This is a genomic window from Gaiella sp. (assembly GCF_035710885.1).
Taxonomy (GTDB): domain Bacteria; phylum Actinomycetota; class Thermoleophilia; order Gaiellales; family Gaiellaceae; genus Gaiella.
In genome coordinates this window covers 109,078-132,471 of record NZ_DASTCS010000046.1, presented here as the reverse complement: position 1 = coordinate 132,471, position 23,394 = coordinate 109,078, and the positions used below count along the sequence as shown (strand labels likewise).

The 23,394-nt window shown below is 72.5% G+C and carries 23 protein-coding genes; 22 read left to right on the top strand and 1 reads right to left on the bottom strand.

Annotated features, from left to right (window positions below):
- The 17 genes from mnmA (at position 1) to VFO26_RS10855 (ending at position 17,038) form a co-directional block, all read left to right on the top strand.
- Complete coding sequence (gene mnmA / locus VFO26_RS10935) at positions 1-1,260, top strand: tRNA 2-thiouridine(34) synthase MnmA (RefSeq protein ID WP_325115013.1); 1,260 nt, start codon at positions 1-3, stop codon at positions 1,258-1,260.
- An 11-nt stretch (positions 1,261-1,271) separates the two neighbouring features.
- Positions 1,272-1,856: a hypothetical protein gene (locus tag VFO26_RS10930; protein WP_325115012.1), complete on the top strand. Its 585-nt coding sequence runs from the start codon at positions 1,272-1,274 to the stop codon at positions 1,854-1,856.
- A gap of 79 nt (positions 1,857-1,935) precedes the next feature.
- Complete coding sequence (gene alaS, locus VFO26_RS10925) at positions 1,936-4,488, top strand: alanine--tRNA ligase (protein WP_325115011.1); 2,553 nt, start codon at positions 1,936-1,938, stop codon at positions 4,486-4,488.
- Between the two features lie 3 nt (positions 4,489-4,491).
- Positions 4,492-4,875, top strand: coding sequence for a Holliday junction resolvase RuvX (gene ruvX / locus VFO26_RS10920; RefSeq protein ID WP_325115010.1), 384 nt, complete (start codon positions 4,492-4,494; stop codon positions 4,873-4,875).
- Complete coding sequence (gene mltG / locus VFO26_RS10915) at positions 4,854-5,732, top strand: endolytic transglycosylase MltG (protein WP_325115009.1); 879 nt, start codon at positions 4,854-4,856, stop codon at positions 5,730-5,732. The genes ruvX and mltG overlap by 22 nt, the downstream gene beginning before the upstream one ends.
- 554 nt (positions 5,733-6,286) lie before the next feature.
- Positions 6,287-7,033 (top strand): shikimate dehydrogenase, encoded by a 747-nt coding sequence (locus tag VFO26_RS10910; protein ID WP_325115008.1) that lies wholly within the window; start codon positions 6,287-6,289, stop codon positions 7,031-7,033.
- Between the two features lie 73 nt (positions 7,034-7,106).
- Positions 7,107-8,204 (top strand): chorismate synthase, encoded by a 1,098-nt coding sequence (locus tag VFO26_RS10905; protein WP_325115007.1) that lies wholly within the window; start codon positions 7,107-7,109, stop codon positions 8,202-8,204.
- Entirely contained in the window at positions 8,189-8,860 is a 672-nt protein-coding gene (locus VFO26_RS10900) for a hypothetical protein (RefSeq protein WP_325115005.1), read from the top strand. Before VFO26_RS10905 ends, VFO26_RS10900 begins: the two co-directional genes overlap by 16 nt.
- Positions 8,857-10,293 (top strand): bifunctional shikimate kinase/3-dehydroquinate synthase, encoded by a 1,437-nt coding sequence (locus tag VFO26_RS10895; RefSeq protein ID WP_325115004.1) that lies wholly within the window; start codon positions 8,857-8,859, stop codon positions 10,291-10,293. The genes VFO26_RS10900 and VFO26_RS10895 overlap by 4 nt, the downstream gene beginning before the upstream one ends.
- 53 nt (positions 10,294-10,346) lie before the next feature.
- On the top strand, positions 10,347-10,781 hold the full coding sequence (locus tag VFO26_RS10890) for a type II 3-dehydroquinate dehydratase (protein ID WP_325115003.1): 435 nt from the start codon (positions 10,347-10,349) through the stop codon (positions 10,779-10,781).
- Complete coding sequence (locus tag VFO26_RS10885) at positions 10,778-11,818, top strand: Xaa-Pro peptidase family protein (RefSeq protein ID WP_325115002.1); 1,041 nt, start codon at positions 10,778-10,780, stop codon at positions 11,816-11,818. The genes VFO26_RS10890 and VFO26_RS10885 overlap by 4 nt, the downstream gene beginning before the upstream one ends.
- Positions 11,819-11,848: 30 nt before the next feature.
- Entirely contained in the window at positions 11,849-12,406 is a 558-nt protein-coding gene (gene efp, locus VFO26_RS10880; protein WP_349259074.1) for an elongation factor P, read from the top strand.
- A gap of 106 nt (positions 12,407-12,512) precedes the next feature.
- Complete coding sequence (gene accB / locus VFO26_RS10875; RefSeq protein ID WP_325115000.1) at positions 12,513-14,324, top strand: acetyl-CoA carboxylase biotin carboxyl carrier protein; 1,812 nt, start codon at positions 12,513-12,515, stop codon at positions 14,322-14,324.
- Between the two features lie 6 nt (positions 14,325-14,330).
- Positions 14,331-15,689 carry an acetyl-CoA carboxylase biotin carboxylase subunit gene (locus VFO26_RS10870; RefSeq protein WP_325114999.1) on the top strand — a complete coding sequence of 453 codons (1,359 nt, stop codon included), beginning with the start codon at positions 14,331-14,333 and terminating at the stop codon, positions 15,687-15,689.
- The gene (nusB, locus tag VFO26_RS10865; RefSeq protein ID WP_325114998.1) at positions 15,686-16,081 is read left to right on the top strand and encodes a transcription antitermination factor NusB; all 396 of its coding nucleotides are present in this window, start codon (positions 15,686-15,688) and stop codon (positions 16,079-16,081) included. Before VFO26_RS10870 ends, nusB begins: the two co-directional genes overlap by 4 nt.
- Complete coding sequence (locus tag VFO26_RS10860) at positions 16,078-16,281, top strand: hypothetical protein (protein WP_325114997.1); 204 nt, start codon at positions 16,078-16,080, stop codon at positions 16,279-16,281. Before nusB ends, VFO26_RS10860 begins: the two co-directional genes overlap by 4 nt.
- Positions 16,268-17,038, top strand: a complete 771-nt coding sequence (locus tag VFO26_RS10855) for a polyprenyl synthetase family protein (protein ID WP_325114996.1) — start codon at positions 16,268-16,270, stop codon at positions 17,036-17,038. Before VFO26_RS10860 ends, VFO26_RS10855 begins: the two co-directional genes overlap by 14 nt.
- A 44-nt stretch (positions 17,039-17,082) precedes the next feature.
- Here VFO26_RS10855 and VFO26_RS10850 read toward each other — a convergent pair whose 3' ends face one another.
- Positions 17,083-18,069 (bottom strand): hypothetical protein, encoded by a 987-nt coding sequence (locus tag VFO26_RS10850; protein WP_325114995.1) that lies wholly within the window; start codon positions 18,067-18,069, stop codon positions 17,083-17,085.
- A gap of 124 nt (positions 18,070-18,193) precedes the next feature.
- Here VFO26_RS10850 and VFO26_RS10845 point away from each other — a divergent pair, with 124 nt between their 5' ends.
- The 5 genes from VFO26_RS10845 (at position 18,194) to steA (ending at position 23,340) form a co-directional block, all read left to right on the top strand.
- Complete coding sequence (locus VFO26_RS10845) at positions 18,194-18,877, top strand: class I SAM-dependent DNA methyltransferase (RefSeq protein WP_325114994.1); 684 nt, start codon at positions 18,194-18,196, stop codon at positions 18,875-18,877.
- A gap of 64 nt (positions 18,878-18,941) precedes the next feature.
- On the top strand, positions 18,942-19,703 hold the full coding sequence (locus VFO26_RS10840) for a TlyA family RNA methyltransferase (protein ID WP_325114993.1): 762 nt from the start codon (positions 18,942-18,944) through the stop codon (positions 19,701-19,703).
- Complete coding sequence (locus tag VFO26_RS10835) at positions 19,666-20,532, top strand: NAD(+)/NADH kinase (protein ID WP_325114992.1); 867 nt, start codon at positions 19,666-19,668, stop codon at positions 20,530-20,532. The genes VFO26_RS10840 and VFO26_RS10835 overlap by 38 nt, the downstream gene beginning before the upstream one ends.
- Before the next feature lie 43 nt (positions 20,533-20,575).
- A complete protein-coding gene (locus VFO26_RS10830) occupies positions 20,576-22,216 on the top strand; it encodes a DNA repair protein RecN (protein WP_325114991.1) in 1,641 nt (546 codons plus the stop codon).
- Positions 22,213-23,340: a putative cytokinetic ring protein SteA gene (steA, locus tag VFO26_RS10825; RefSeq protein ID WP_325114990.1), complete on the top strand. Its 1,128-nt coding sequence runs from the start codon at positions 22,213-22,215 to the stop codon at positions 23,338-23,340. The genes VFO26_RS10830 and steA overlap by 4 nt, the downstream gene beginning before the upstream one ends.
- Positions 23,341-23,394: the final 54 nt, after the last annotated feature.

Here is a 23,394-nt window from a genome sequence, read left to right as displayed (position 1 = left end):
ATGGCCGTCGAGGTGATCGGCGATTCCGCGCGGGGCGACACGTTCGCCGTCGCCCGTCTCGTCGTGGACGGCGAGCGCGTCGTGGAGGCGGACGCGCCGGGGATGGAGCGGCCCCTCGCAGGCCTCACGCTGCTCGAGGCGGCTGCCGTGCCGGGCGAGACGCTCGCCGCCGACGCTGTCGCAGACGCTCTGGCCACAGTGTTCCGCGCCTCGCCGCGACCCGGCCGGATCGCGGTGGCCATGAGCGGCGGGGTCGACAGCGCCGTCGCGCTGCATCGTGCGGGAGCCGACGCCGTCGGCGTCACTCTGCGCCTCTGGCTCGACCCCTCCGGGCCCAGCGCGGAGCGCGCATGCTGCTCGCCCGACGCGGTGATCAGCGCGCGCGAGGCGTGTCATGCGCTCGGTCGCCCGCACGTGACGCTCGATCTGCGCGAGTCCTTCCGCGAGACGGTGGTGCAGGCGTTCGTCGAGGGATACGCCGCGGGCCTCACACCGAACCCGTGCATGCGCTGCAACGGCGCCTTCCGGTTTGCGGCGCTCGTCGCCTTCGCTGAGCGCGCGGGAGCCGACGTGCTCTGGACGGGGCACTACGCCCGGCTCGTCGAGCGGGACGGCGTCCGCCTCGTCGCGCGCGCCGTCGACCCGGCGAAGGACCAGTCGTACATGCTCGCGACGGTCGACCCGGCCCTGTTCCAGCGGGTCGGGTTTCCTCTCGGTGAGAAGACCAAGCCGGAGGTGCGTGCCGAGGCGGCCGCTGCGGGCCTCGCGGCCGCGCTCCGGGCGGAAAGCCAGGAAGCGTGCTTCCTCGCGGGGGGTGACTACCGGGGGTTCCTCGAGCGGAGCGGCCTCGCGGCGGCAAGCGGCGAGATCGTCGACGAGTCGGGCGCCGTCCTGGGCGCTCACGAGGGCATCTGGCGGTTCACCCCGGGCCAGCGCCGTGGGCTCGGGCTCGCATCGGCCGAGCCGCTCCACGTCGTCCGCTCCGACCCCGGCAGCAACACCCTGGTCGTCGGCCCCCGGAGCGCTCTCCGCTCGCGGCGGGTGTCCGTCCGCGGACGGACGTACGTGCCGGTCGAGCGCGCCGACGCGAAGCTCCGCTATCGCTCCGCCCCGGTCGGCGCGAGGGTCCAGCCGGTCGACCAGGGATTCGTCCTGGAGCTCGACGAGCCCGTGGAGGCGGTGGCGCCCGGTCAGGTGGCCGTGCTCTACGAGGACGACGTGGTCGTCGGCGCCGGCATGATCCAGAGCGCGACGGGGTAGGATCCTGCGCGATGACGCTCGCGTTCTCGGCCGGCGACGCCGCCTACTGGGGTCTGGCGATCTTCCTCGTCCTCGTGGGCGTGGGGTCGCTGTTCGCCCTGTTCAAGCTCGGCCAGCTGTTCGACAGGGTGTCGTCCTTCGTGACCGGCAGCGAGCGCGACGTGCTCCCCGTGGTCGTCAAGACCGGGGGCACGGTCGATCGCGTCAACTACCAGCTCGACAAGCTCGACACCGTGACCGACAGCGCGGTCTCGATGGCCGACAGCGCCGACACGGCGGTGCGGGCGGTCTCGACAGCGATCGCCAAGCCTGTCGAGAAGGTCTCGGGTGTCAGCGCCGCGATCGCGCACGGCTTCGCGTCGCTGCGCCGGACGAAGAACGTGTCGGAGGCGATGGACGCCGCGAAGGAGGCGGCACGAAGACGCGAGCAGGATCTCGCCGAGGACCTTCGCGGCGCAGGGCCGACCCCACCCTCGACCGAGCGGCCGACGCCCACGCCGACTCCGACCCCGACGCCGAAGCCCGATCCCTGGCCGCAGCCGACGCCGACGCCGAAACCGGACCCGGCGCCCGTTCCACCCGACGAGCTTCCCTGAGCCTGCGCCGAGGTCGGCCGCGGGCGGCGACCGTCGCCGGGGGGCGGGAGCGCTCCCAGACCCCCGCTACGATCGGCGGATGCGCACGACCGCCGAGCTTCGCGAGGGGTTCCTCTCGTTCTTCGAGTCGAAGGATCACCTGCGGTTCCCTTCGTTCCCGCTCGTGCCACCGCCCGAGGACCCCTCGACGCTCTTCGTCTCGGCGGGGATGCAGCCGCTCAAGCCGTTCTTCTCGGGGGCGAAGGAGCCGCCCGCGCCGCGCTTCACGACCGTCCAGAAGTGCCTCCGGGCGGGAGGCAAGGACACCGACCTCGACGAGGTCGGCCTGACCGCCCGGCACGCCTCGATGTTCGAGATGCTCGGCAACTTCTCGTTCGGCGACTACTTCAAGGACGGCGCGGTCGACTACGCCTGGGAGCTCGTCACCGAGCACCTCCGCCTCGACCCGGCGCGGCTGTGGGCCACGGTGTTCGCCGGCGATCCGGGCCTCGGCCTGGGCGAGGACGAGGTCGCCGTCGCAGCCTGGCTGCGGAAGGGCGTCCCGCGCGAGCGGATCGTGCCGTTCCCGCGCTCCGACAACTTCTGGGGGCCGGCAGGCGACACCGGCCCGTGCGGCCCCTGCTCGGAGCTGCACTACGACCGCGGCGCCGAGTACGGCTGCGGGCAGCCCGACTGCGGGCCCAACTGCGAGCGGTGCGACCGGTACATCGAGTTCTGGAACCTCGTGTTCATGGAGTTCGACCTCGGGGCGGACGGCTCGCTCACCCCGCTGCCGAAGCAGAACATCGACACGGGCATGGGGCTCGAACGCGCCGCGATGCTTCTCCAGGGCGTCGAGTCGATCTTCGACACGGACGGGTTCCGGCTGATCATGGACTGGATCGCGAACGAGTCCGGAGTCGCGTACGGGACGTCTCCCGAGGCCACGAAGGCCCACCGCGTGCTCTGCGACCACGGCCGCGGCGTCACGTTCCTCGTGGCCGAGGGCATCACGCCCTCGAACGAGGGTCGCGGCTACGTCCTGCGCCGCCTCATCCGCCGCTCGGTCGTGCAGGCGCGGAGGATCGGCCTCCCGGCGGTGTACCCGCTGCCGCGGATCGTCGTCGAGCAGGTCGGGCCGTGGTACCCGGAGGTCGTCGAGAGCGCGGCCGAGATCGAGCGAGTCGTGCGCGCCGAGGAGGAGCGCTTCCGCGAGACGCTCGAGCGGGGGATGAAGGAGTTCGAGGAGCTCGCAGGAGCGGACATCGGCGCGGACGACGCGTTCCGCCTCGCGGCGACGTACGGCTTCCCGATCGAGCTGACCGTCGAGCTCGCCCGCGAGCGGGGCCACTCCGTGGACGTCGACGGATACCGCGCGGAGATGGAGCGCCACCGCGAGATCTCGCGGGGGACAGGAGAGCGCGGCCTCGTCCAGCGCGCAGCCGACTTCGCCCGGGGGGCCGGGTTCACATCGGAGTTCGTGGGCTACACGAAGGTCGACGTGCTCACGCAGCTCGGCGCGCTCGAGGACCTCGGCGACGGCACGTTCCTGGCGAAGCTGCGCGAGTCGCCCTTCTACCCGGCCGGCGGCGGCCAGGTCACCGATCAGGGCTGGATCGAGCTCGACGACGACACCGCCACGCGCGCCGACCTGGTCGACGCGTACCGCTTCGAGGGAGACCAGGCGCTCCTCCTCCGTGGCCACGGATTCGCAGCGGGCGACCGTGTGCGGGCGGTCGTGCCGTGGAGCGTCCGGTTCCCGACGATGGCGAACCACACGGCGACGCACCTCCTGCAGGCGGCGCTTCGCGAGGTGCTCGGTGAGCACGTCACGCAGGCAGGCTCCGCGGTCCGGCCCGAGAAGCTGCGCTTCGACTTCACCCACGCCGCGCAGCTGACACCGGACGAGCGTGAGGCGATCGAGCGCCGGGTCAACCGCGCCGTCTTCGCGAACCTGCCCGTGCACACGTTCGAAACGACGCTCGACGAGGCGCGCGCGCTCGGCGCGATGGCGCTGTTCGGCGAGAAGTACGGCGATGTCGTCCGCGTCGTCGAGGTCCCGGGGATCTCGACCGAGCTCTGCGGCGGCACGCACGTGCGCTCGACCGCCGAGATCGGCGCCTTCTCGATCCTCGGTGAGGGCTCCGTCGGCGGGGGCACTCGCCGGATCGAGGCCGTCACCTCCGGGGAGGCCTGGGCCGCCCTGCACGCACGCGCGGCAGCCGCCGAGGCGCTTCGCGCGGAGCTGGAGGAGGTGCGTCGCGAGATCAAGCGTCGGCCGCAGGCCGCCGCGCCGTCGGCCGATCCCGAAGCGGTGGTGACGGCCGTGGACGGCGTCAACGTCGTCGTGCAGGCGATCGAGGGCCTCGACGGCGACGCGCTGCTCGACCTCTCCGACCGTTTCAAGCAGCGCCATGCGCCGGCCGCGGTGGTGCTCGGCTCCGTTGGGGACGGGAAGGTCTCGCTCGTCGCGAACTTCGACCCGACCGTCGCGGAGCGCATCAGCGCGTCCGACGTGATCCGGGGTGCGGCTCCTCTCGTCGGCGGCGGCGGAGGCGGACGGCCGACGATGGCCCGGGCCGGAGGGAAGGATGCCGAGAAGCTGCCCGAGGCCCTGGCGGAGGCCGAGCGGCTGATCCGCGCCGCGCTCTAGCCCATGCGAGCCCTGGCGCTCGACTTCGGCGCAGCGCGCACCGGTGTGGCGGTCTCGGACGCGACCGGGACGCTCGCGCGGCCCGTGTGCGTGGTCGAGCGGGCCGGCAGCGAGGCCGGCCTCGACCGGGTTGCCTCGCTCGTCGCGGAGCACGCGGCCGAGGTCGTGGTGGTCGGCCTGCCGCTCACCCTTCGCGGCGAGCGCGGCGAGCAGGCACGGGCGACCGAGGTGTTCGTGGACGCTCTGCGCAGGCGCCTCGACGTCCCCGTCGAGACGGAGGACGAGAGGTTCACGACGACGCTGGCCCAGCAGACCGGCGGCCGCGCCCCGGAGGACGCGCTCGCTGCGGCGCATCTCCTCCAGGGGTGGCTGGAGCGAACCCGGTGAGGCGCGGTGTCGCGATCGTCGCCGCCGCGGCGCTCGTGGCGATCGCCGCCTTCGGCGCGACGGCGTGGGTCTCCGGGGGCGGGGACGAGGCCGCGCCGGTGACGACCACGGTGCCCGCGCCCCTCGCGCGCCTCAGGATCATCTACCCCGAGGGATTCTCGGTCCGCGAGATGGCCGACCGCGTCGCTGCCGTCCGGGAGATCGCGATCGGGAAGCGCGGCGTGACACCGCGGCTGACGCGGGGCGGTTACCTGCGCGCGGTCGACCGGGCGCTGGCGCCGCCACAGTTCCGCAAGGACGTGAAGCGCGACTCGCTCGAAGGTTTCCTCTTCCCGGCGTCGTACGAGTTCACCCGCCTGACGACCGCGCGGGAGCTCGTCGCCGACCAGCTCCGGGCCTTCCGTCAGCGTTTCCGCAGCGTCGACCTCTCCTACGCGCGCTCGAAGAACCTCACCCCCTACGACGTCCTGATCATCGCCTCGATGATCGAGAAGGAGACCGCGGTGCCGCGCGAGCGGCGCCTCGTGGCAGCCGTGATCTACAACCGCCTGCGCAACAGGATGCCGCTCGGGATCGATGCGACGATTCGCTACGGGCTCGATATCCCCGGGACCCGGTCGCTGACCAAGGAGGCGCTCAGGTCGACGTCCCCGTACAACACGCGGATCCACACCGGCCTCCCGCCGACGCCGATCGCGAACCCCGGGCTCGCGTCGATTCGCGCCGCGGCGAACCCGACGCGCGGGGTCGACTACCTCTACTACGTCCGCAAGCCGAAGTCCCTCGCGCACTACTTCACTGCCAGCGAGAGCGACTTCCTGCGCAAGGTCTGCGAGTACGGCTACGCCTGCGACTGAGGTGGCATCGACCCCCCGGACGCCGGCGTACCCTCGAACGCATCTGTCCTGAACGGACAACTAGCGGTCGCGCTCGTCAAAGCGCGTGGCCGGGCTGACGTGGCCGGAAGCGCCTTCACTTCGACGGCCCGCATCATGCGGGCCGTCGCTCGCTCCGGTGGAGTCCCCTCACCGGACGCGTCACGGCTTCGTTCCGGCTGTGTGACAACCGCTTCGGGACGACGGCTTACCCGCGCCGCGGCACGCTGCGCGCGAACGTGCTCGCATGCCCGCTCGAGCACCTCGACGAACAGCTGTCCGAGATGCTCCGGGGGCTCCCGCTCCGCGTTGAGCCACTCGGGCGGAAGGAGCTCGCGTCGAGCGCGCTCGTGCTGGCGACTCGCCTCGAACCGGGCGAGGAGCCTCCGGTCGACGTTGTCGACGCCCATCCAGCTCGATGTCGGCCGGAACGTGGTCGGACATGAGCGTTGCCGCGACGCGGCGGGCGGCGATACTCCCCCGGTGCCGAGCTTCGCGGAGGCGGACCCCACGAGCCCTGAGCGCCCGCTGGTCGCGTGATCGAGATCCGCGGCACGACGACGCTCGTCGGCCTGCTCGGTTGGCCGACCTCGCATTCGCTCTCCCCGCCGATGCAGAACGCCGGCTTCGCCGCGCTCGGGCTCGACTGGGCGTACGTCCCGCTCCCGACGGCTCCGGACGGACTCGGGGAGGCCGTCCGGGGGCTCGTCGCGACGGGTTTCGCCGGGGCGAACGTCACGATTCCCCACAAGGAAGCGGTGATCACCTGGTGCGACGAGCTCGACGAGGTTGCCGAGCGGGCGGGATCTGTGAACACGCTCGTCGTCAGCGGCGGTCGGGTGCTGGGCTCCTCGACCGACGGTCTCGCGGTCGCGTCGCAGATCGAGGCGGAGGGCCGGCGCGTTCTCGTGCTCGGGGCCGGTGGTGCTTCCAAGGCGGTCGCGGCGGCGTTGGAGGGCGAGGGCGCCGAGGTCGTCGTGCGTGGGCGCCGCGACCCGGGTTGGCCGCCGTCGGGCGAGGGATTCGACGTGCTGGTCAACGCGACGCCCGTCAAGGACGAGCTGATCGTGACGCCCAACCCGGGGATGCAGGTGGTCGACCTCGCGTACCAGCCGAACGGGCGGCCAACGGCGCTGATCGCGGCTGCGCTGGAGCGCGACTGCCACCCGTGCGTCGACGGGCTCGACGTCCTGCTCGCGCAGGGCGCCGCGTCGTTCGAGCGCTGGACGGGTGAGGCGGCGCCCGTCGTGGCGATGCGCACGGCCCTCCGAGGCAGCCTCTAGCGAGCCGCTCGCCCTTCGAGCTCCCCGTACGCGTCCGCCTGACGGCGGCGCTCACGGACGTAGGATCGCAGGCATGGCGCTCGGGCTCGTCACCGCGGGGGAGTCGCACGGGCCGGCGCTCGTCGCGATCCTGACGGGAGTGCCCGCCGGCCTGCGGCTCGACAGAGAGGCGATCGACGCCGACCTCCGCCGGCGGCAGCAGGGGTACGGCCGCAGCCCCCGCCAGAAGCTCGAGGCCGACCAGGTCGAGGTGCTGGCGGGCCTGCGTCACGGCAGGACGCTCGGGACGCCGCTCGCGCTCGTCGTTCGCAACCGTGACCACGCCAACTGGGCCTGGGGCATGAGCCCGTGGCCGCCCGAGGGTGAGCCGTCCGGCAAGGGGAGCAGGCCGGTGACGTTGCCCCGTCCCGGGCACGCCGACCTCGCGGGAGTCCTCAAGTACGGCCACGAGGACGTCCGGAACGCCCTCGAGCGCGCGTCGGCCCGCCACACCGCGGTGCACGTCGCCGCGGGGGCAGTCGCGAGGGCCTTGCTGCGGGAGCTCGGGATCGAGGTCGTCGGGCGCCCGGTCGAGATCGGCGGCGAGACGACCGACAGCGGGATGCGCGAGGCGACCGATGCGGCCAGGCAGGACAGGGACACGCTCGGCGGCATCGTCGAGGTGGTCGCGGTCGGGGTGCCGCCGGGCTTCGGCTCCTATTCGGAGAAGCGCGAGCGCCTGGACGCGCGGATCGCCTTCGCCCTGATGGGCATCCAGGCCGTCAAGGGAGTCGAGGTCGGCGACGGGTTCGCACTCGCGCGCCGCCGCGGGACGGAGGCCCACGACGAGATCGATCCCGGCCTCACGCGCAGGACGAACCGCGCGGGTGGTATCGAGGCGGGTATCTCCAACGGCGAGCCGATCATCGTCCGCGCGGCCATGAAGCCGCTGCCCACGCTGATGCGTCCGCTCGACTCGGTCGACCTCGCGACCGGCGACTCCGCCCAGGCCCTCGTGGAGCGATCGGACGTGCAGGCCGTGGAAGCGCTCGCGGTCGTCGCCGAGGCGGCGGTCGCCTTCGAGCTCGCCGGGGCAGCTCTGGACAAGCTCGGCGGTGACGCGATGGTCGACGTCCTCGAGGCGCTGGCTGCGTACCTGGCGCGGATCGGCGACCGGTGGCGCAGCCGGTAGTCGAGCGGGTCGGCACGGCCTTCGGCATCGCCACGGGTGCCTTCGTCACCGAGCGGGACGACTGGCCGGCGGCGATCGGCCGTGCCCGTCGCGAACGGTGGCGCTGGCTCGAGCTGACCGCGCTCAGGGGGCGACTCGGCAGCCTGCTGCGCCTGCTGGAGGCGCGGCCCGATGCGCTCGAGGGTTTCGAGCGCGTCTCGGTCCACGCTCCCGCGAGGACGAACGACGCTCCGGCGGAGATCGTCGGGCTGGTCGAGCACCTGCCCTTCGACGTCGTGCTCCATCCGGACGTCTACGGCGCCGAGCCGGCATGTGGCCGCCTGGGTGCCCGGGCGGTGTTCGAGAACATGGACGTCGCGAAGCGCTTCGGACGCGACGTCGATGACCTCCGAGACGTGCTCACCGCATTTCCGGAGGCGGGCCTCTGTCTCGACGTCGCGCACGTCTGGACGAACGACCGGACGCTACGGCTCGGTCACGAGCTCATCGACGCGTTCGGTGGTCGGCTCCGTCAGCTTCACGTCTCCGGCATCGAGGGCGACGGCACCCACCGGCCGACGACGTCCGCGGATCTCGAGCTGTACGCGCGGCTGCTGGAGCGGTGTCGTCACGTGCCGTGGCTGCTGGAGTCCGAGATCGCCCAGGACACTCCGTGAGGCCGCTCGACGCGCTCGGCCGCCACCTGGCGCTCGCCGGGTTCATGGGCTCCGGGAAGACGAGCGCCGGGAAAGCCGTCGCGGCGCGGCTCGGGCGACACTTCGTCGATCTCGACCAGGAGGTCGAGGAGCGGGCGGGCGCGGCGATCGCGGAGCTGTTCGCGACCCGGGGTGAGGCGGGCTTCCGGGAGGTCGAGGAGGAGGTGGCCCGCGACGTGCTTCGCGGCGGAGACCCGGCGGTGGTCGCTCTGGGAGGCGGCGCGGTGCTCTCCGAGCGGACGAGAGGCGACCTGGCTGCGCGCGCGTTCACGGTCTTCCTCGACGTCGACCCGGACGTGGCCTGGCAGCGGGTGGCCGGCACGGAGCGGCCGCTGGCGCGGTCGGCCGAGGCGTTCCACGCGCTCCACCGCGACCGGCAGCCGCTCTACGAGGAGGTCGCGGACGCCCACGCCGACGACGTCGACGGCATCCTGCTCGCCGCCGCGGGCGTCCACGTCGCGCTCGGCGCGATCGACGAGCTGGGGGAGCTCGTTCCCGGGGACGGCCCGGTCGAGCTCGTCGCCGACACGCACGTCTCGGGCATCCACGGCATCCGCGCCCAGGTGGCTCTCGGGGCACGGGACGTCGCGCAGCACGAGGTGCCGGCAGGGGAGGCGGCGAAGACGCCGGCCGTCCTCGAGCGCCTGTGGTCGGCCCTCACGATCGGACGGGACGGGTCGATCGTCGCCCTCGGCGGGGGCTCGACGACCGACGTCGTCGGGTTGACGGCTGCGACCCACATGCGCGGCGTCCCCTGGACGGCCGTGCCGACCACGCTCGTGGGCCAGGTCGACGCGGGGATCGGCGGGAAGACCGCGATCGACCTTCCGGGCGCGAAGAACGCGGTGGGCGCGTTCCACTGGCCGGCGCGCGTCGTCTGCGACCCGTCCCTCCTGTCGACGCTCCCCGAGGAGGAGCGGGTGAACGGGCTGGCGGAGGTGGTGAAGACCGGCCTGCTCGCAGGCCGGCCGCTGTGGGAGCTCGACGAGCCCGACCAGGTGCGCGCCTGCGCGGCGTTCAAGTCGGGCCTGTGTCTCCAGGATCCCTACGACCGCGGGCCGCGCACCCAGCTCAACCTCGGCCACACGTTCGCGCACGCGCTCGAGGCGGCGGCCGGATACGCGCTTTCGCACGGGCGGGCCGTCGCGCTCGGGCTGCTCGCCGCGCTCGAGCTCTCCGGCCTCGCGGAGGAGGCGAGGACGGTGCGGGAAGTGCTCGCTCCGGAACGGGCACGCGTCGACCGGGACGCGGCGTGGGCGGCGCTCGCGCGCGACAAGAAGGCGGAGCGCGGGACACCGAGGCTCGTGCTGCTCGACGCGCCCGGCCGGCCCCGCTGGGGGGTCGAGCTCGCGGAGGCGGACGTCCGCCGAGCGCTCGACGCGCTGATCCGGTAGCGCACAGCTGCCGCCACCGGCCCCCGGCGAACCGGCGCCAGTAGCATCGTGCCGTGCGCATCGACGTGCTGAACGGCGTGAACCTCGACCTCCTCGGTCGGCGCGACAAGGACGTGTACGGGCACGACTCGCTCCAGGACCTCGAGACGAAGGTCTACGCCTGGGCGCGAGAGCTCGGCCTCCAGGTGCGGTGCCGGCAGACGAACCACGAGGGCGAGTACGTCGAGTTCCTCCACGCGGCGCTCGACAACGCCGACGCGCTCGTCGTCAACCCGGCCGCCTGGACGCACTACAGCTGGGCGATCCGCGACGCGCTCGAGCCGTTCTCCGGCCCCGTCGTCGAAGTGCATCTGTCGGACGTGGATGCGCGCGAGGACTGGCGACGGTCGAGCGTCCTCGAGGGCCTGACGACCGACCGCATCACGGGCGAAGGCATCACCGGCTACCAGCGGGCGCTCGCGCTGCTCGCGGAACGGAGGGACGCATGAGCCGGATCGCGAGGCTGGCCTCACGTCTGGAGGAGCCGCTCCTGGTCACGGGGCTGGTCAACGTCCGGTACCTCACGGGCCTCGAGAGCTCGAACGCCGCCGTCCTCGTCGACCCGTCGGGCGACGCGACCCTCTACACCGACTTCCGCTATGCCGAGGCCGCCTCGGAGATCGACGGCGTCACGTTCCGGAAGACGCCGCGACTCGTGATCCCGGCGCTCAGCGAGCTCCTCTCCGGCAGGCGAGTCGGCGTGGAGGCGGCGCACCTCTCGCTCGCGTCCGCGGAGGCGCTTCGCGCCGGAGGCGTCGACCTCGTCTCCACGAGCGGCCAGGTCGAGGCACTCCGCGCAGTCAAGGAGCCGGGTGAGCTCGACGCGATGCGACGTGCCGGGGCGATCTCCGACCGCGTCTACGAGGAGCTCGCAGAGCAGCCGTTCGTCGGCCGCACCGAGGCGGAGCTCGCCTGGTGGCTCGAGCAGGCCTGGCACGACGCAGGGGCCGACGGGCCCTCGTTCGACGCGATCGTCGCCTTCGGCGAGAACGGCGCGAGACCGCACGCGAAGCTCCGCGACGTGCCCGTCCCGGAAGGCACGCTCGTGGTGATCGACGCGGGATGCGCGGTCGACGGCTACTGCTCCGACTGCACGCGCACGTTCTTCACCGGCGAGCCCGACGGGCGCCTGCGGAAGCTGTACGACCTCTGCCTGCAGGCGCAGCTGGACGGTCTCGCCGCCGTTCGCGCGGGCGCGGCGGGGCGTGACGTGGACGCCGCCTCGCGCGTCGCGATCGAGGCGGCGAGCCTCGGGGAGAAGTACGGGCACGGCCTCGGCCACGGCGTCGGCCTCGACATCCACGAGGAGCCGAGCCTGCGGCCGGAGTCGGACTCCGTGCTCGAGGTCGGCAACGTCGTCACGATCGAGCCCGGGATCTACCTCGCCGGCGACGTCGGCGTCCGGATCGAGGACATGGTCGTCGTCACGGAGGACGGTTGCGAGCGTCTCACCGCCGTGACGAAGGAGCCTGTGGTCGTCGGCTAGCGGCTACCCTGGCGCACCGTCATGGCCGAGATCGTCAACACGAACCAGTTCCGGAACGGGATGCACATCGAGCACCGGGGCTCCGTGTGGCGCATCGTCGAGTTCCAGCACGTCAAGCCGGGGAAGGGCGGAGCGTTCGTCCGCACGAAGCTCAAGAACCTCGAGACCGGCTCGGTGGTCGACGACACGTTTCGCGCCGGCGAGAAGTTCCCGCGCGTCCACACCGAGGTGAAGAACGTCCAGTTCCTCTACGACGACGGCAGCGAGGCGCACTTCATGGACGAGGAGACCTACGAGCAGTTCGCGCTGCCGCGCGCCGAGATCGCGTCGGAGCTCGCGTACATGCAGCCCTCCTCCACCGTGCAGATCCTGCAGGTGAACGGGAAGCCGTCCGGGATCCAGCTTCCGGCCTCCGTCGAGCTCTCCGTCGCGGAGACGGAGCCGGGCGTGAGGGGCGACACCGTCTCGAACGTGACGAAGCCGGCGACGCTCGAGACCGGCGCCGTCGTCCAGGTGCCGCTGTTCGTCGACGTGGGGGAGCGGATCAAGGTCGATCCCCGCGAAGCCCGGTACATCTCCAGAGCCTGACGCGTCGGGACGGGTGTCCGACCGACGTCGGGCACCGTCTCACGGTCGCGAGCAGGGGCGGTCGGCGGATCCCGCTCGCGAACAGGCGCACGAGTAAGCTCCCGCCGTGCCGCAGCTCTTCGACACCACCGTCCGGCTGCTCTCCCAGGAGCCGCTCGCCGGGCGCGTGCCGACGGGCGAGGTCCTCCGTATCGCCGAGATCCTCGACCGGGCCGGGTTCGGGTGCCTCGAGGTCTCGGGCGGCGGCGTCTTCGACGCATCCGTACGGCGCGGGGTCGAGAGCCCGTGGGAGAGGATCCGCGCGATCGACGCGCGCACCACCACGCCGCTCGGCCTCGCCCTGCGCGGTCGGTTCCTCGTCGGCTCGAAGCCCGTCTCGCCCGACATCGTGCGCAGGTTCATCGCGTGCGCGGCCGAGAACGGGATCGACGTCTTCAGGCTCCACGACCCGCTCAACGACGTCTCGAACCTCCGTGAAGCCGGTGAGGCGATCGTCGGCGCGGGACGGCAGCTCCACGTGGGGCTCGTCTACAGCCCGGGCCGCACGGGCGAGGCCGACGCGCTCGTCGAGCAGGCACGGCAGCTCGCCGACGTCGGTGCCTCCCGGGCGCTGCTCCACGACCCGACGGGCGCGCTCCTCCCGCACGTGACCCAGGAGCTCGTCGAGCGGCTCGCCGAGGCGAGCGGGCTACCGGTCGGGCTCTACATCCAGGCAGCGGGCGGAACGGCGCTGGCGAACGCGCTCGTCGCGACGCGGGTCGGCGCGGACGTCGTCGCCACCGCCGTCTACCCGCTCGCCCTCGCGCTGCACCGGATCGCGGGCGAGTCGCTCGTCGAGTCGCTCGAGGGGCTCGGTCGCTCGACCGGTGTCGACGTCTCGCGGCTGTGGGAGGCGTCCGACGTCGTCGACGAGCACATCGGCGACGAGCCGCTCGCACCGCTGGCGCCGCGCATCGCCGTGCGCGCCGCGGAGTACGACCTGCCGGCCGGGCTGGTCGCCGCGCTCGACGTCCATCTCCGCGCCCACGCCGCCGGCGATCGCCTGCTCGACACGCTCTCCGAGGTCGTGCGCATCCGCGAGGAGGCAGGCTGGCCTCCCCTCGCGGCCCCGATCGGGCAGATCCTGGGGTCGCAGGCGCTTCTCAACGTCCTCTCGGCCCGCCGCTACGGCACCGTGCTCGACGAGTTCCGCCAGCTCGTGACGGGCGGTTACGGCACGCCTCCCGCCGCGATCGAGGCGTCGGTCCGGCGCGCCGTCGAGCTGCTCGGCGGCGAGGCCCCGGCCCTCGACGAGGACCCGCCGAGCGCCGCCGACGTTCGCGAGGCCGCGGAGGGGCTCGCCTCCTCGGAGGAGGATCTCGTCCTGCTCGCGATGTTCGGCGACGAGGCGGAGACGCTCCTGCAGACCATCCGGCAACGACATTCGCGCGAGTCCTCGCTCCTCGTCGGCGATGTCGACGCACAGCGCGGCGAGCGGATCCGCGAGCTCGTCCGCATCGTGCAGGAGTCGGGGGTCGGCGAGATCGAGATCGAGGACGAGGGGATGCGCGTGTCGGTGCGACGCGCCGACGAGCCGGGAACGCAACCCACCACGGCCGCCACGGGCGTCGCGGTCGCCGAGCACGACCTCGCGGCCGAGGCCCCGCTCCCGGCCGCCGACAACGTCCGCGTCGAGTCGCCGATGGTCGGGATCTTCTACCGCGCGCCGCAGCCGGGGGCGATGCCGTTCGTCGAGGTGGGCGACGTCGTGGCCGCCGGGCAGACGCTGTGCGTGCTCGAGGCAATGAAGCTCTTCAACGAGCTGAAGGCCGACGTCGACGGTCGCGTGCGGGCGATCCACGCCGACAACGGGCAGGCGGTCGAGTTCGGGACGCTGCTCTTCGAGCTCGAGCCCGTCGTCGCCCCTCCCGCGGTCTAGGCAATCATGTTCTCCCGCGTCCTCGTCGCCAACCGAGGCGAGATCGCCGTCCGCGTGATCCGCGCGCTGCACGAGCTCGGCGTCGAGGCGGTCGGCGTGTTCTCCACCGCCGACCGCGACGCGCTCCACGTCAGGCTCGCAGACCAGGCGGTCTGCATCGGCCCGCCGTCCTCCGCCGAGAGCTACCTCCGCATCCCGAACCTGATCGCGGCCGCCGGCACGACCGGATGCGAGGCGGTGCACCCGGGCTACGGGTTCCTGTCCGAGAACCCCGCGTTCGCCCGCGCGTGCTCCGAGAACGACCTCGTGTTCGTCGGGCCCTCCCCCGATGTGATGGAGCGGCTCGGTGACAAGGCGTCCGCCAAGGCAGAGATGCGAGCGGCCGGGGTTCCGCTCGTCCCCGGGACGGCCGAGGCGGCATCGCTCGAGACGATCCGCTCCGTCGCAGACGAGATCGGCTACCCCGTGATGCTCAAGGCGACCGCGGGAGGGGGCGGGAAAGGGATGAGGCTGGTCGACTACCCGTCCGGTCTCGACGACGCGTTCTCCGCCGCGAGGGCGGAGGCCGAGGCCGCCTTCGGCGACGGCTCGCTCTACCTCGAGAAGGTGGTCGCTCCGGCCCGGCACGTCGAGATCCAGGTGCTCTGCGACGCGCAGGGCGGCGTGCTCACCCTCGGCGAGCGGGAGTGCTCGATCCAGCGCCGTCACCAGAAGCTCGTCGAAGAGTCGCCCTCCCCGGCGCTCTCGCCGGAGACCCGCGAAGAGCTCGAGGCGTCGGTCGCGCGTGCGTGCGCACTCGTCGGCTACCGAGGCGCGGGCACGTTCGAGTTCCTGCTCGGACCCGAGGGCGAGCCGTACTTCATCGAGGTGAACTGCCGCCTCCAGGTCGAGCACCCGGTCACGGAGCTCGTCACGGGGGTCGATCTCGTGCGCGAGCAGGTCCGCATCGCGGCGGGTGGGCCGCTCGCCCTCGTGGGTCGCGCTCCGCGGCACGGGCACGCGATCGAGGTGAGGATCAACGCCGAGGACCCCACGCGTGGATTCGTGCCTGCGCCGGGCGTGATCGAGCGGTTCCGGCCACCGCTCGGGGCGGGGGTGAGGGTCGACACGGCGGTCGAGGACGGAATGGAGATCCCGCCCTACTACGACTCCCTGATCGCCAAGGTGATCGTTCGCGATGACGATCGGCCGGCCGCGCTCCGGCGCGCAGTGCGCGCGCTCGAGGAGCTCGTGGTGGACGGGATCCCCACCACGCGCGGGCTGGCGCTCGACATTCTCCGCTCGGACGCCTTCGCCTCGGGCGCGTATTCGACCGGCTACCTTGACGAGATGGAAGAGCACCTGCCCTCCCTGCGCCCGGCATGAGCGGAGGGGCGACGAAGCCGCTCGGCCGCCGCAAGGCCCGGCGGCAGGCGCTGTTCCTGCTGTACCAGTGGGACCTCACCGGGCAGCCGCTCGCATCGCTGTTCGAGGGCGAGCCGGACGAGTTCGCGACGCAGCTGGCCGCAGCGGTCGCTGCGATGGCGCCGACCCTCGACGAGCGGGTCACGGCAGCTTCCGAGGGCTGGCCCGCCGACCGCCTGGGTACGCTCGAGCGGAACATCCTGCGCATCGGGGCGTACGAGCTCGAGGAGGAGACCGTGCCGGCGGAGGTCGCGATCAACGAGGCCGTCATGCTCGCGAAGCGCTACGCGACCGAGGACGCCGCAAGGCTCGTGAACGGGATCCTCGGGGCGATCCGGGGCGAGCGCGCGTGAGCAGCTCCGACGCATCTCTGCAGCGGGCCGAGGAGCTCCTCGAGCGCCTCAAGACGCGCGTCGACGCGCTGGAGGCCAGCGCAGACGGAGGCGGCGACGTCGACGAGGCGATCGACGGGCTCGCCGAGATCGCCGAGATCGCGAAGGAGATCGAGGCCGAGGTTCAGCGCGCCCGCCAGGCCGCCGATGCGGGGGCCTGACGAGCTCGGCCGGCTGGTCGAGCGGGCACTCGACGAGCTCACCTTCCATCCCGCACTGGCCGGGCTGGAGGGGCCGATGCGCTACGCGCTCGGCGGCGGGGGCAAGCGGATCCGGCCGGTGCTCTGCCTCGCGACCGCGGAGGCGGCCGACGGACGGGCGGAGGACGCGGTTCCCGCGGCGGTCGCGCTCGAGCTCGTGCACACCTTCTCGCTCGTGCACGACGACCTGCCGGCGCTCGACGACGACGACGAGCGGCGCGGCCGCCCGAGCGCGCACGTCGCCCACGGCGAGGGGGTGGCCCTGCTGGCCGGGGACGCGCTCCTCACCGAGGCGCTGCGGCTGGCGCTCTCCTACGAGCGCCGCGAGCCCGCGCGCGAGCTCGCGGAGGCGACGCTCGGGATGATCGGAGGGCAGTACCTCGACGTGACGCGCGCCGACGTGGCGCTCGAGGACCTCCACCGGCTGAAGACGGGGAGGCTCTTCGCCGCAGCGGTGGGCCTGGGGCTCTGGGCCGCGGACGTCCCCGCGAGCGACCAGCCGCCCTGGCGGGCCTTCGGCGAGGAGCTCGGGCTTCTCTTCCAGGCGGTCGACGACGTGATCGACGGCGACGGCTACGCGCTCGAGCTCGGCGAGGAGGGGGCGAGGGGTGTCGCAGCGGAGGCCGCCAGGCGCGCCCACGAGCGGCTCGACGCGCTCGACGCCGACACGACGGTCCTCGGGCAGATCGTGGACGGTCTGGCGGCGAGGACCGTCTGACCACATTTTGCGCTAGTCGAGACGTGCGCAGCGCGCGGCGGAACTTACGAACGCGCTGAGTCCTCGACGCGGCTGAGCCAGGCCTCGCGCCACAACGTGTAGTGCTCGGCGGGGCAGAACCACGCCCCAGGCGTCCGGTCGCCGCTGCAGACGACACCGTCGAGGGCGATACAGTCGTTCTTGAGCTCGATCATGCGCCCGGTCTCGCGATCGATGAGCCGGTCGACGCGTGCGCGCACTCTGAATCTCTTCCCACAGCGCGGCGTGAGCTCCTGGGTCCACGTCAGGCCTCGGTGCCGCGATTCCTCATCCAAGGTGCGGCCGACCTCGTCGAGCGAGCGCACCTGGACGATCTCGCCGGGCCTGAGATCGAGCCGCTCGCCATCGACGCGCTCGCTGCCCGCCACCTTGGGCATCTCCGGCACTCGCTTCAAGAGCCTGCGAGACACACGCCACCAGAATGCGCGCAGAAATACTGTGACGAAGCGCCACACGCTGATGTTGCGGCTGCGAAGCTCGCCGACGTATTGGCTCGGCTCGAGCTCACCAATCGGTTCGCTGGCACGAACCAGATCAGTGTACTGGCACCGATAGACCTCCTCATCAACGCCGTTGAACGCGCGGAGCTCTCTGGTGTTCGCGTTGCTGACGCGCGCGAGCTCGGCCATCTCTGGCGATTCGATCCCTGGATCGCCCTCGGCGTCGGCGGCCGTCGCTGGGCGCAACCACGCTTCCTTCCAGTAGAGCCTGCACTCGGCCGCGCAACCCGCGTGACCTTCACCCGAGCAGCGAAGCTGGTCGAGGATGACCGTGCTGTCCATTTTTCGGGACGAGCTCTCGTGCGTGTGCCAGCAGAGCTTTTGCACGGCGGCGGAGACCCGGAGCGTCTTGCCGATGTAGGGAAGCATCTCCGGCATGAACGGCAATTCCTCATATGTCCCGCGGCTGTCCAGCGTCGCGAGGATCTCGCCCGCAGACCGGACGCGAACGAGGTCGCCCGTTCGATAGGCGTGTGCCGCTGCCTTCTGCATGCCCCTCCCACTATTCCGACGCCTTCGGGGTGGGTCAACCCCGGTTCCCATTTCGGGCGCGCACACGTATTCTCCGACCGGGGGGTAGTTGATGGGGCTCGTGCAGCGCATGCGGGGCCGGGTGTTGGCGATCCGGCTTTCGATGTTCCGGCGGATTCCTCCGCACGTCAGAGGCCGTCTCGTCACGCGGTTCACCGGATGGCTCGCGCCCGCGGAGATGCGATGGGCATCGAAGAAGGCATGGTGGGACGGCGTCTTCGCGTCGGAAGACCCCTTCTTCTTCGACAGCAACCCGCGCGAGGCGCTCAAGTACGAGCGCACGCTCGCGCTCTGTGGTGCCGGACCGTTCGCACGTGCCTTGGAGATCGGGTGCGCCGAGGGCGCGTTCACCGAGCGTCTGGCGCCGCGTTGTCGGAAGCTCGACGCCTTGGACATCTCCGCCGTCGCAGTGCAGAGGGCGGCGGACCGCACGCGATCGTTGCCGGGTGTCTCGTGCGAGCGTCGCACGTTGCCGGTCGAGTTCGAAAAGGAAGCCTTCGATCTCATCGTTGCATCCGACGTTCTCTACTACCTGTCGGTGTCAGATCTCGAGGCCGCTCTCTCGGCGTTCGAACGAGCTCTCGCGCCGGGCGGAGGGCTCGTCTTCGTCCACTACGCGCCGCCCATGGGTGCGATGCTCGACGGCGACGAGGTCCATGACGCGCTCGAATCGCTCCTGACGCTCGAGCACACCCATGCAGAGAGGGTCTTGCTCGACGGCGCCCGTTATCGCTTCGATCGATTCGACCGGCGCGCGCGACGAACCTGATCCGCGGATGCGCGTGGCCAGGAAACGGTCGCTGCGCCCCTCACGTTCGTTCTACCATCCCGCCGTGAAGAAGCGGCTCGACGTGCTGCTCGTGGAGCGGGGGCTCGCGGAGAGCCGCGAGCAGGCCAAGGCGCTCGTGATGGCCGGCCTCGTGGCGGGCTACGACAAGCCGGGCCACCAGGTCGCGGACGACGCCGAGCTGACCGTGGAGCGCCTGCCGCGATTCGTCTCGCGAGGCGGCGAGAAGCTCGCCCACGCGCTCGACGAGCTGGGTGTCGACCCGGCCGGGAAGGACTGCCTCGACGTCGGCGCCTCGACCGGGGGGTTCACGGACTGCCTGCTGCAGCGCGGCGCGGCGAGGGTGATCGCGCTCGACGTCGGCTACGGGCAGCTCCATCCGAGCCTGCGGGCCGACGACCGCGTGACGGTGCTCGAGCGCGTGAACGCGCGGCATCTCGATGCGCTCCCGTTCCCGCCGGAGCTGATCACCTGCGACGTGTCGTTCATCTCGGCGACCCGCGTGATGCCGCCCGCGATCGCGCTCGCCTCGGCGGGCTGGGAGGCGCTCGTGCTCGTCAAGCCGCAGTTCGAGGCGGGGCGGCGCGATGCGCCGAAGGGCGTCGTTCGCGACCCGGCGGTGCAGCGGCGCGTCCTGCGCGCGTTCTGCGCCGCCGCGGCAGGGTGGGGTGCGCGCGTCGCAGGCGTCGTAGACTCGGCCCACCCGGGGCCGAAGGGGAACCGGGAGTTCGTCGTCCACCTGATCGCGAGCGAGGAGCCCTCCGACCCCGATGAGCTCGAGCGCCGGATCGACGCTGCCGTCGGCTGAACGCCGGCCCGCCAAGCGGGTCGCGGTCGTCACCCACGGGAGGCCCGGCCAGGTGGGGGACGGCGTGCAGCGGCTCGTCGCAGCCGCCCGCGAGGCCGGCGTCGAGCTGCTGGTGGGCCAGGAAGAGGCGGCCCGCAACGACCTGCCCGCGCACGGGGACCCTGCGGACGCCGAGCTGGTCGTCGTGCTCGGCGGTGACGGGACGATGCTCCGGGCGCTGCGCGCCTACCTCGGGAGCGGCGTGCCGGTGCTGGGCGTCAACTTCGGCCGCGTGGGGTTTCTCAGCTCGGTGCAGCCGCACGACCTCGAGACGGGCCTCGCGCGCGCCTTCTCGGGCGATCTCGATGTCGTGGAGCTCGCCACGCTCGAGGTGGAGAACGGGACCGCGTCGCACGTCGCCGTGAACGACGTCGTCGTCACGTCGGGCGAACTGGGGCGGATGGTGGAGCTCGAGTGGGCGGTGGGCGGCGAGGACCTCGGCCGCGTGCCGTGCGACGGGATCATCTGCTCGACGCCCTCCGGCTCCACTGCCTACAACCTCTCGAACGGCGGTCCCGTGCTCATGTGGGGAATCGATGCGATGGCGACGACGTTCGTCGCCCCCCATTCCCTGCACGTGCGCCCGCTCGTCGTGCCGCGGGGCAAGGACGTCCTCGTGTGGAACAGGACCCCGGACGTCGCCGTCGTCGTGCTCGTCGACGGCCATCGTGTCTCGGAGGCCGCCCCGGGTGGCCGAGTCACGATCCGGCTCGGCTCCGCGTACACACTCCTCGCGACGTTGCCGGACGCGACCTTCGTCAGCAGATACCGGGAGAGCTTCTCGACCTGAACGGACAGGTGCCAGGCGGGAGGCACCGGTCTACGATCCCTCCGTGCTGCGCAGACTGCGGATCGAGAACCTCGTCCTGATCCGCGAGGCGGAGCTCGACCTCGCGCCCGGGCTCGTCGCGCTCACGGGCGAGACCGGGGCCGGGAAGACGATCGTCACGCAGGCGATCGGGCTCCTGCTCGGCGCGAAGGGCGACGCGGCGGCGGTCGGGGCCGCCGGCACCGAGGCCTACGTGGAGGCCGAGCTCGAGGTCCCGGAGGGCTTCTTCGACGAGGACGGGCTCGAGCCGCTGCGCGACCTCCGGCCCGAGGACGAGCCGGGGCTGGTCGTCGCCCGCCGGGTGACCGCCGACGGGCGCTCCCGCGCGTATGCCTGGGGCCGGAGCGTTGCCCGCGACGACCTCGTGGCCGCCACCGAGCGCCTCCTGGCGCTCTCGGGCCAGTTCGCACAGCGGCGGCTGGCCCGTCCCTCTCACCAGCTCGACCTGCTGGACACGTTCGTCGGGCCGGAGCAGCGCCTGCGGCGCGCGGAGGCCCGAGAGGCGTGGCGCGCGCTGGCCGCCGCGATCCGGAGGGTGGACGAGCTGGAGCAGGGCGCCGACACGGAACGCGCCCGGCTGGGCGAGCTGACGGCGCTGGTGGAGGACACCGAGGGCCTCGAGCCGGGCGAGGAGGATGCGCTGCGCGCCGAGCGCGAGCGGATCCGTCACGTCGCCGAGCTCGGCGAGGGAGCTGCTGCCGCCGCGGCCGCGATCGAGCCGGACGACGGGGAAGGCGCCCGCGCCCTGGCGGCGGCCGCGGAGCGCGCGCTGGCCCCTCTCGAGCGGCTGGCGCCGGAGCTCCAGGCCGCCGCGGCCGAGCTGCGCGAGCTGGTGATCCGCCTCGGCGACGTCGGGAGCGACGTGCGACGCTTTGCAGAGACGCTCGACGCCGATCCTGCGCGTGCGGCAGCCGTGGAGGAGCGCCTCGACCTGATCGCGGACGCGCGCAGGCGTCACCGGGCCGCGAGCGTCGAGGAGCTGCTCGACCGGCGCGCCGCCGCAGTCGAGGAGCTCGAGCGTGCGGATGCGGGCGGCGACCCGCTCGAACGGGCGCTCGCCGACCGTGACGCGGCCAGGGAGCGCTTCGACGCGGCGACCGAGGCCCTCGCGGACGCCCGGCGCGCGGCGACCGGGCCGTTCGCGGCCGCGGTTGCCTCCGAGCTGGCGGACCTCGGGATGGGGGAGGGGGAGTTCCACGTCGAGCTTCGCGAGCGTGAGGCGGGCCCGGCGGGGGCCGACGAGGCTGTGTTCCTCGTGCGGCCCAACGCCGGACTGCCGCTCGCACCCGTCTCCGAGACCGCCTCCGGCGGGGAGCTGTCGCGCATCGCGCTCGCCGTCGCGGCGGTCGCGGGCGGCGAGACACTCGTCCTGGACGAGATCGACGCGGGCGTGGGCGGCGAGACAGCCCATCGTGTCGCGGGGGTGCTGCAGCGGCTGGCCGGGCGCGCGCAGGTCCTGACGATCACCCACCTGCCGCAGATCGCGAGCGTCGCCGACCAGCACCTCCGCGTCGAGAAGGTTCCCGGCGACCCGACCCACACCCGCATCGCACAGCTCGACGACGCGCAGCGACGAGACGAGCTCGAGCGCATGCTCGGCGGCGAGGAGTTCGTGAGCGCCGTCACCGCGGAGGGCCGCCGGTGAACGGGGAGATCACGGGACATGCGCGGCTCGGGCGCCGCACCAAGGACCTCGTCAAGCGCCTCGGCCCGGAGGACGTCGCGATCGTCGATCACGCCGACATCGACCGTGTCTCCGCCCAGGAGCTCGTCGAGTCGGGCGTGCGCGCGGTCGTCAACGTCTCGCGCTCGACGACCGGGCGCTTTCCCAACCCCGGCCCCCTCGAGCTGGTACGGGCAGGAGTCCGCCTCGTGGACGCGCCCGGCGCTCCGCTCTTCGACCTCCTCTCGGACGGGGAGCTCGTGCGGGTCGAGGGGGGCAGCGTCTGGCGCAACGGGACTCTCGTCGCAGAGGGGACGCTGCTCGACGCGGCGACGCTCGCGGAGTCGCTGACGGCGCAGCAGGGTCGCGTCACGCACGCGCTCGAGGCGTTCGCCGAGAACACGCTGCGGCACCTCCAGGAGGAGGCAGGGACGCTCGCGGCCGGGATCGACCTACCCCCGCTGCGCACCCGGTTCCGCGACCACCACGTGCTCGTCGTCGCCCGTGGTCCCGGCTACAAGTCCGACCTGCGGATGGTGAGGCCGTACATCCGCGACTTCCGACCGGTGCTCGTCGCGGTCGACGGCGGTGCCGACGCCCTCCGCGAGGTGGGTCTCGCGGCAGACCTGATCGTCGGGGACTTCGACTCGGTCACGGACGGCGCGCTGCAGTCGGGAGCGGAGCTCGTGGTCCACGGCTATCCGGGGGGCGGGGCCCCCGGAGCGGAGCGGCTGCGCCGGCTCGGGCTCGAGTTCCACACCGTCTTCGCCCCCGGCATCAGCGAGGATCTCGCGCTCCAGCTGGCATACGAGAAGGGCGCGACGCTGATCGTCGCGGTGGGGACGCACTTCAACCTCGTCGAGTTCCTCGAGCGGGATCGCGCCGGGATGGCATCGACGTTCGTCACGCGGCTCAAGGTGGGGGAGTCCCTCGTCGACGCGAAGGGCGTCTCCCGCCTCGTCAGCCGGCGGGTGGGCATCTGGCCGCTCGCGGTGTTCGCCGCGACCGGGGTGGCCGCGATCGTGGGCGCCGTTCTCGCCTCGCCGGCGCTGCGGAACGTGCTGGAGTCGATGGGGCGCGCGATCGGGAACGGGCTGGGCCTGTAGCGCCCACGGGCGACGGGCCGATTTGGCCTCGGTCACGCTCTGCGAGACTGAGGC

Coding starts and splice junctions, on each gene's coding strand:
- mnmA (WP_325115013.1), top strand. CDS start 1: ATGGCCGTCGAGGTGATCGGCGATTCCGCGCGGGGCGACACGTTCGCC.
- VFO26_RS10930 (WP_325115012.1), top strand. CDS start 1,272: ATGACGCTCGCGTTCTCGGCCGGCGACGCCGCCTACTGGGGTCTGGCG.
- alaS (WP_325115011.1), top strand. CDS start 1,936: ATGCGCACGACCGCCGAGCTTCGCGAGGGGTTCCTCTCGTTCTTCGAG.
- ruvX (WP_325115010.1), top strand. CDS start 4,492: ATGCGAGCCCTGGCGCTCGACTTCGGCGCAGCGCGCACCGGTGTGGCG.
- VFO26_RS10905 (WP_325115007.1), top strand. CDS start 7,107: ATGGCGCTCGGGCTCGTCACCGCGGGGGAGTCGCACGGGCCGGCGCTC.
- VFO26_RS10885 (WP_325115002.1), top strand. CDS start 10,778: ATGAGCCGGATCGCGAGGCTGGCCTCACGTCTGGAGGAGCCGCTCCTG.
- VFO26_RS10870 (WP_325114999.1), top strand. CDS start 14,331: ATGTTCTCCCGCGTCCTCGTCGCCAACCGAGGCGAGATCGCCGTCCGC.
- nusB (WP_325114998.1), top strand. CDS start 15,686: ATGAGCGGAGGGGCGACGAAGCCGCTCGGCCGCCGCAAGGCCCGGCGG.
- VFO26_RS10855 (WP_325114996.1), top strand. CDS start 16,268: ATGCGGGGGCCTGACGAGCTCGGCCGGCTGGTCGAGCGGGCACTCGAC.
- VFO26_RS10850 (WP_325114995.1), bottom strand. CDS start 18,069: ATGCAGAAGGCAGCGGCACACGCCTATCGAACGGGCGACCTCGTTCGC.
- VFO26_RS10835 (WP_325114992.1), top strand. CDS start 19,666: ATGAGCTCGAGCGCCGGATCGACGCTGCCGTCGGCTGAACGCCGGCCC.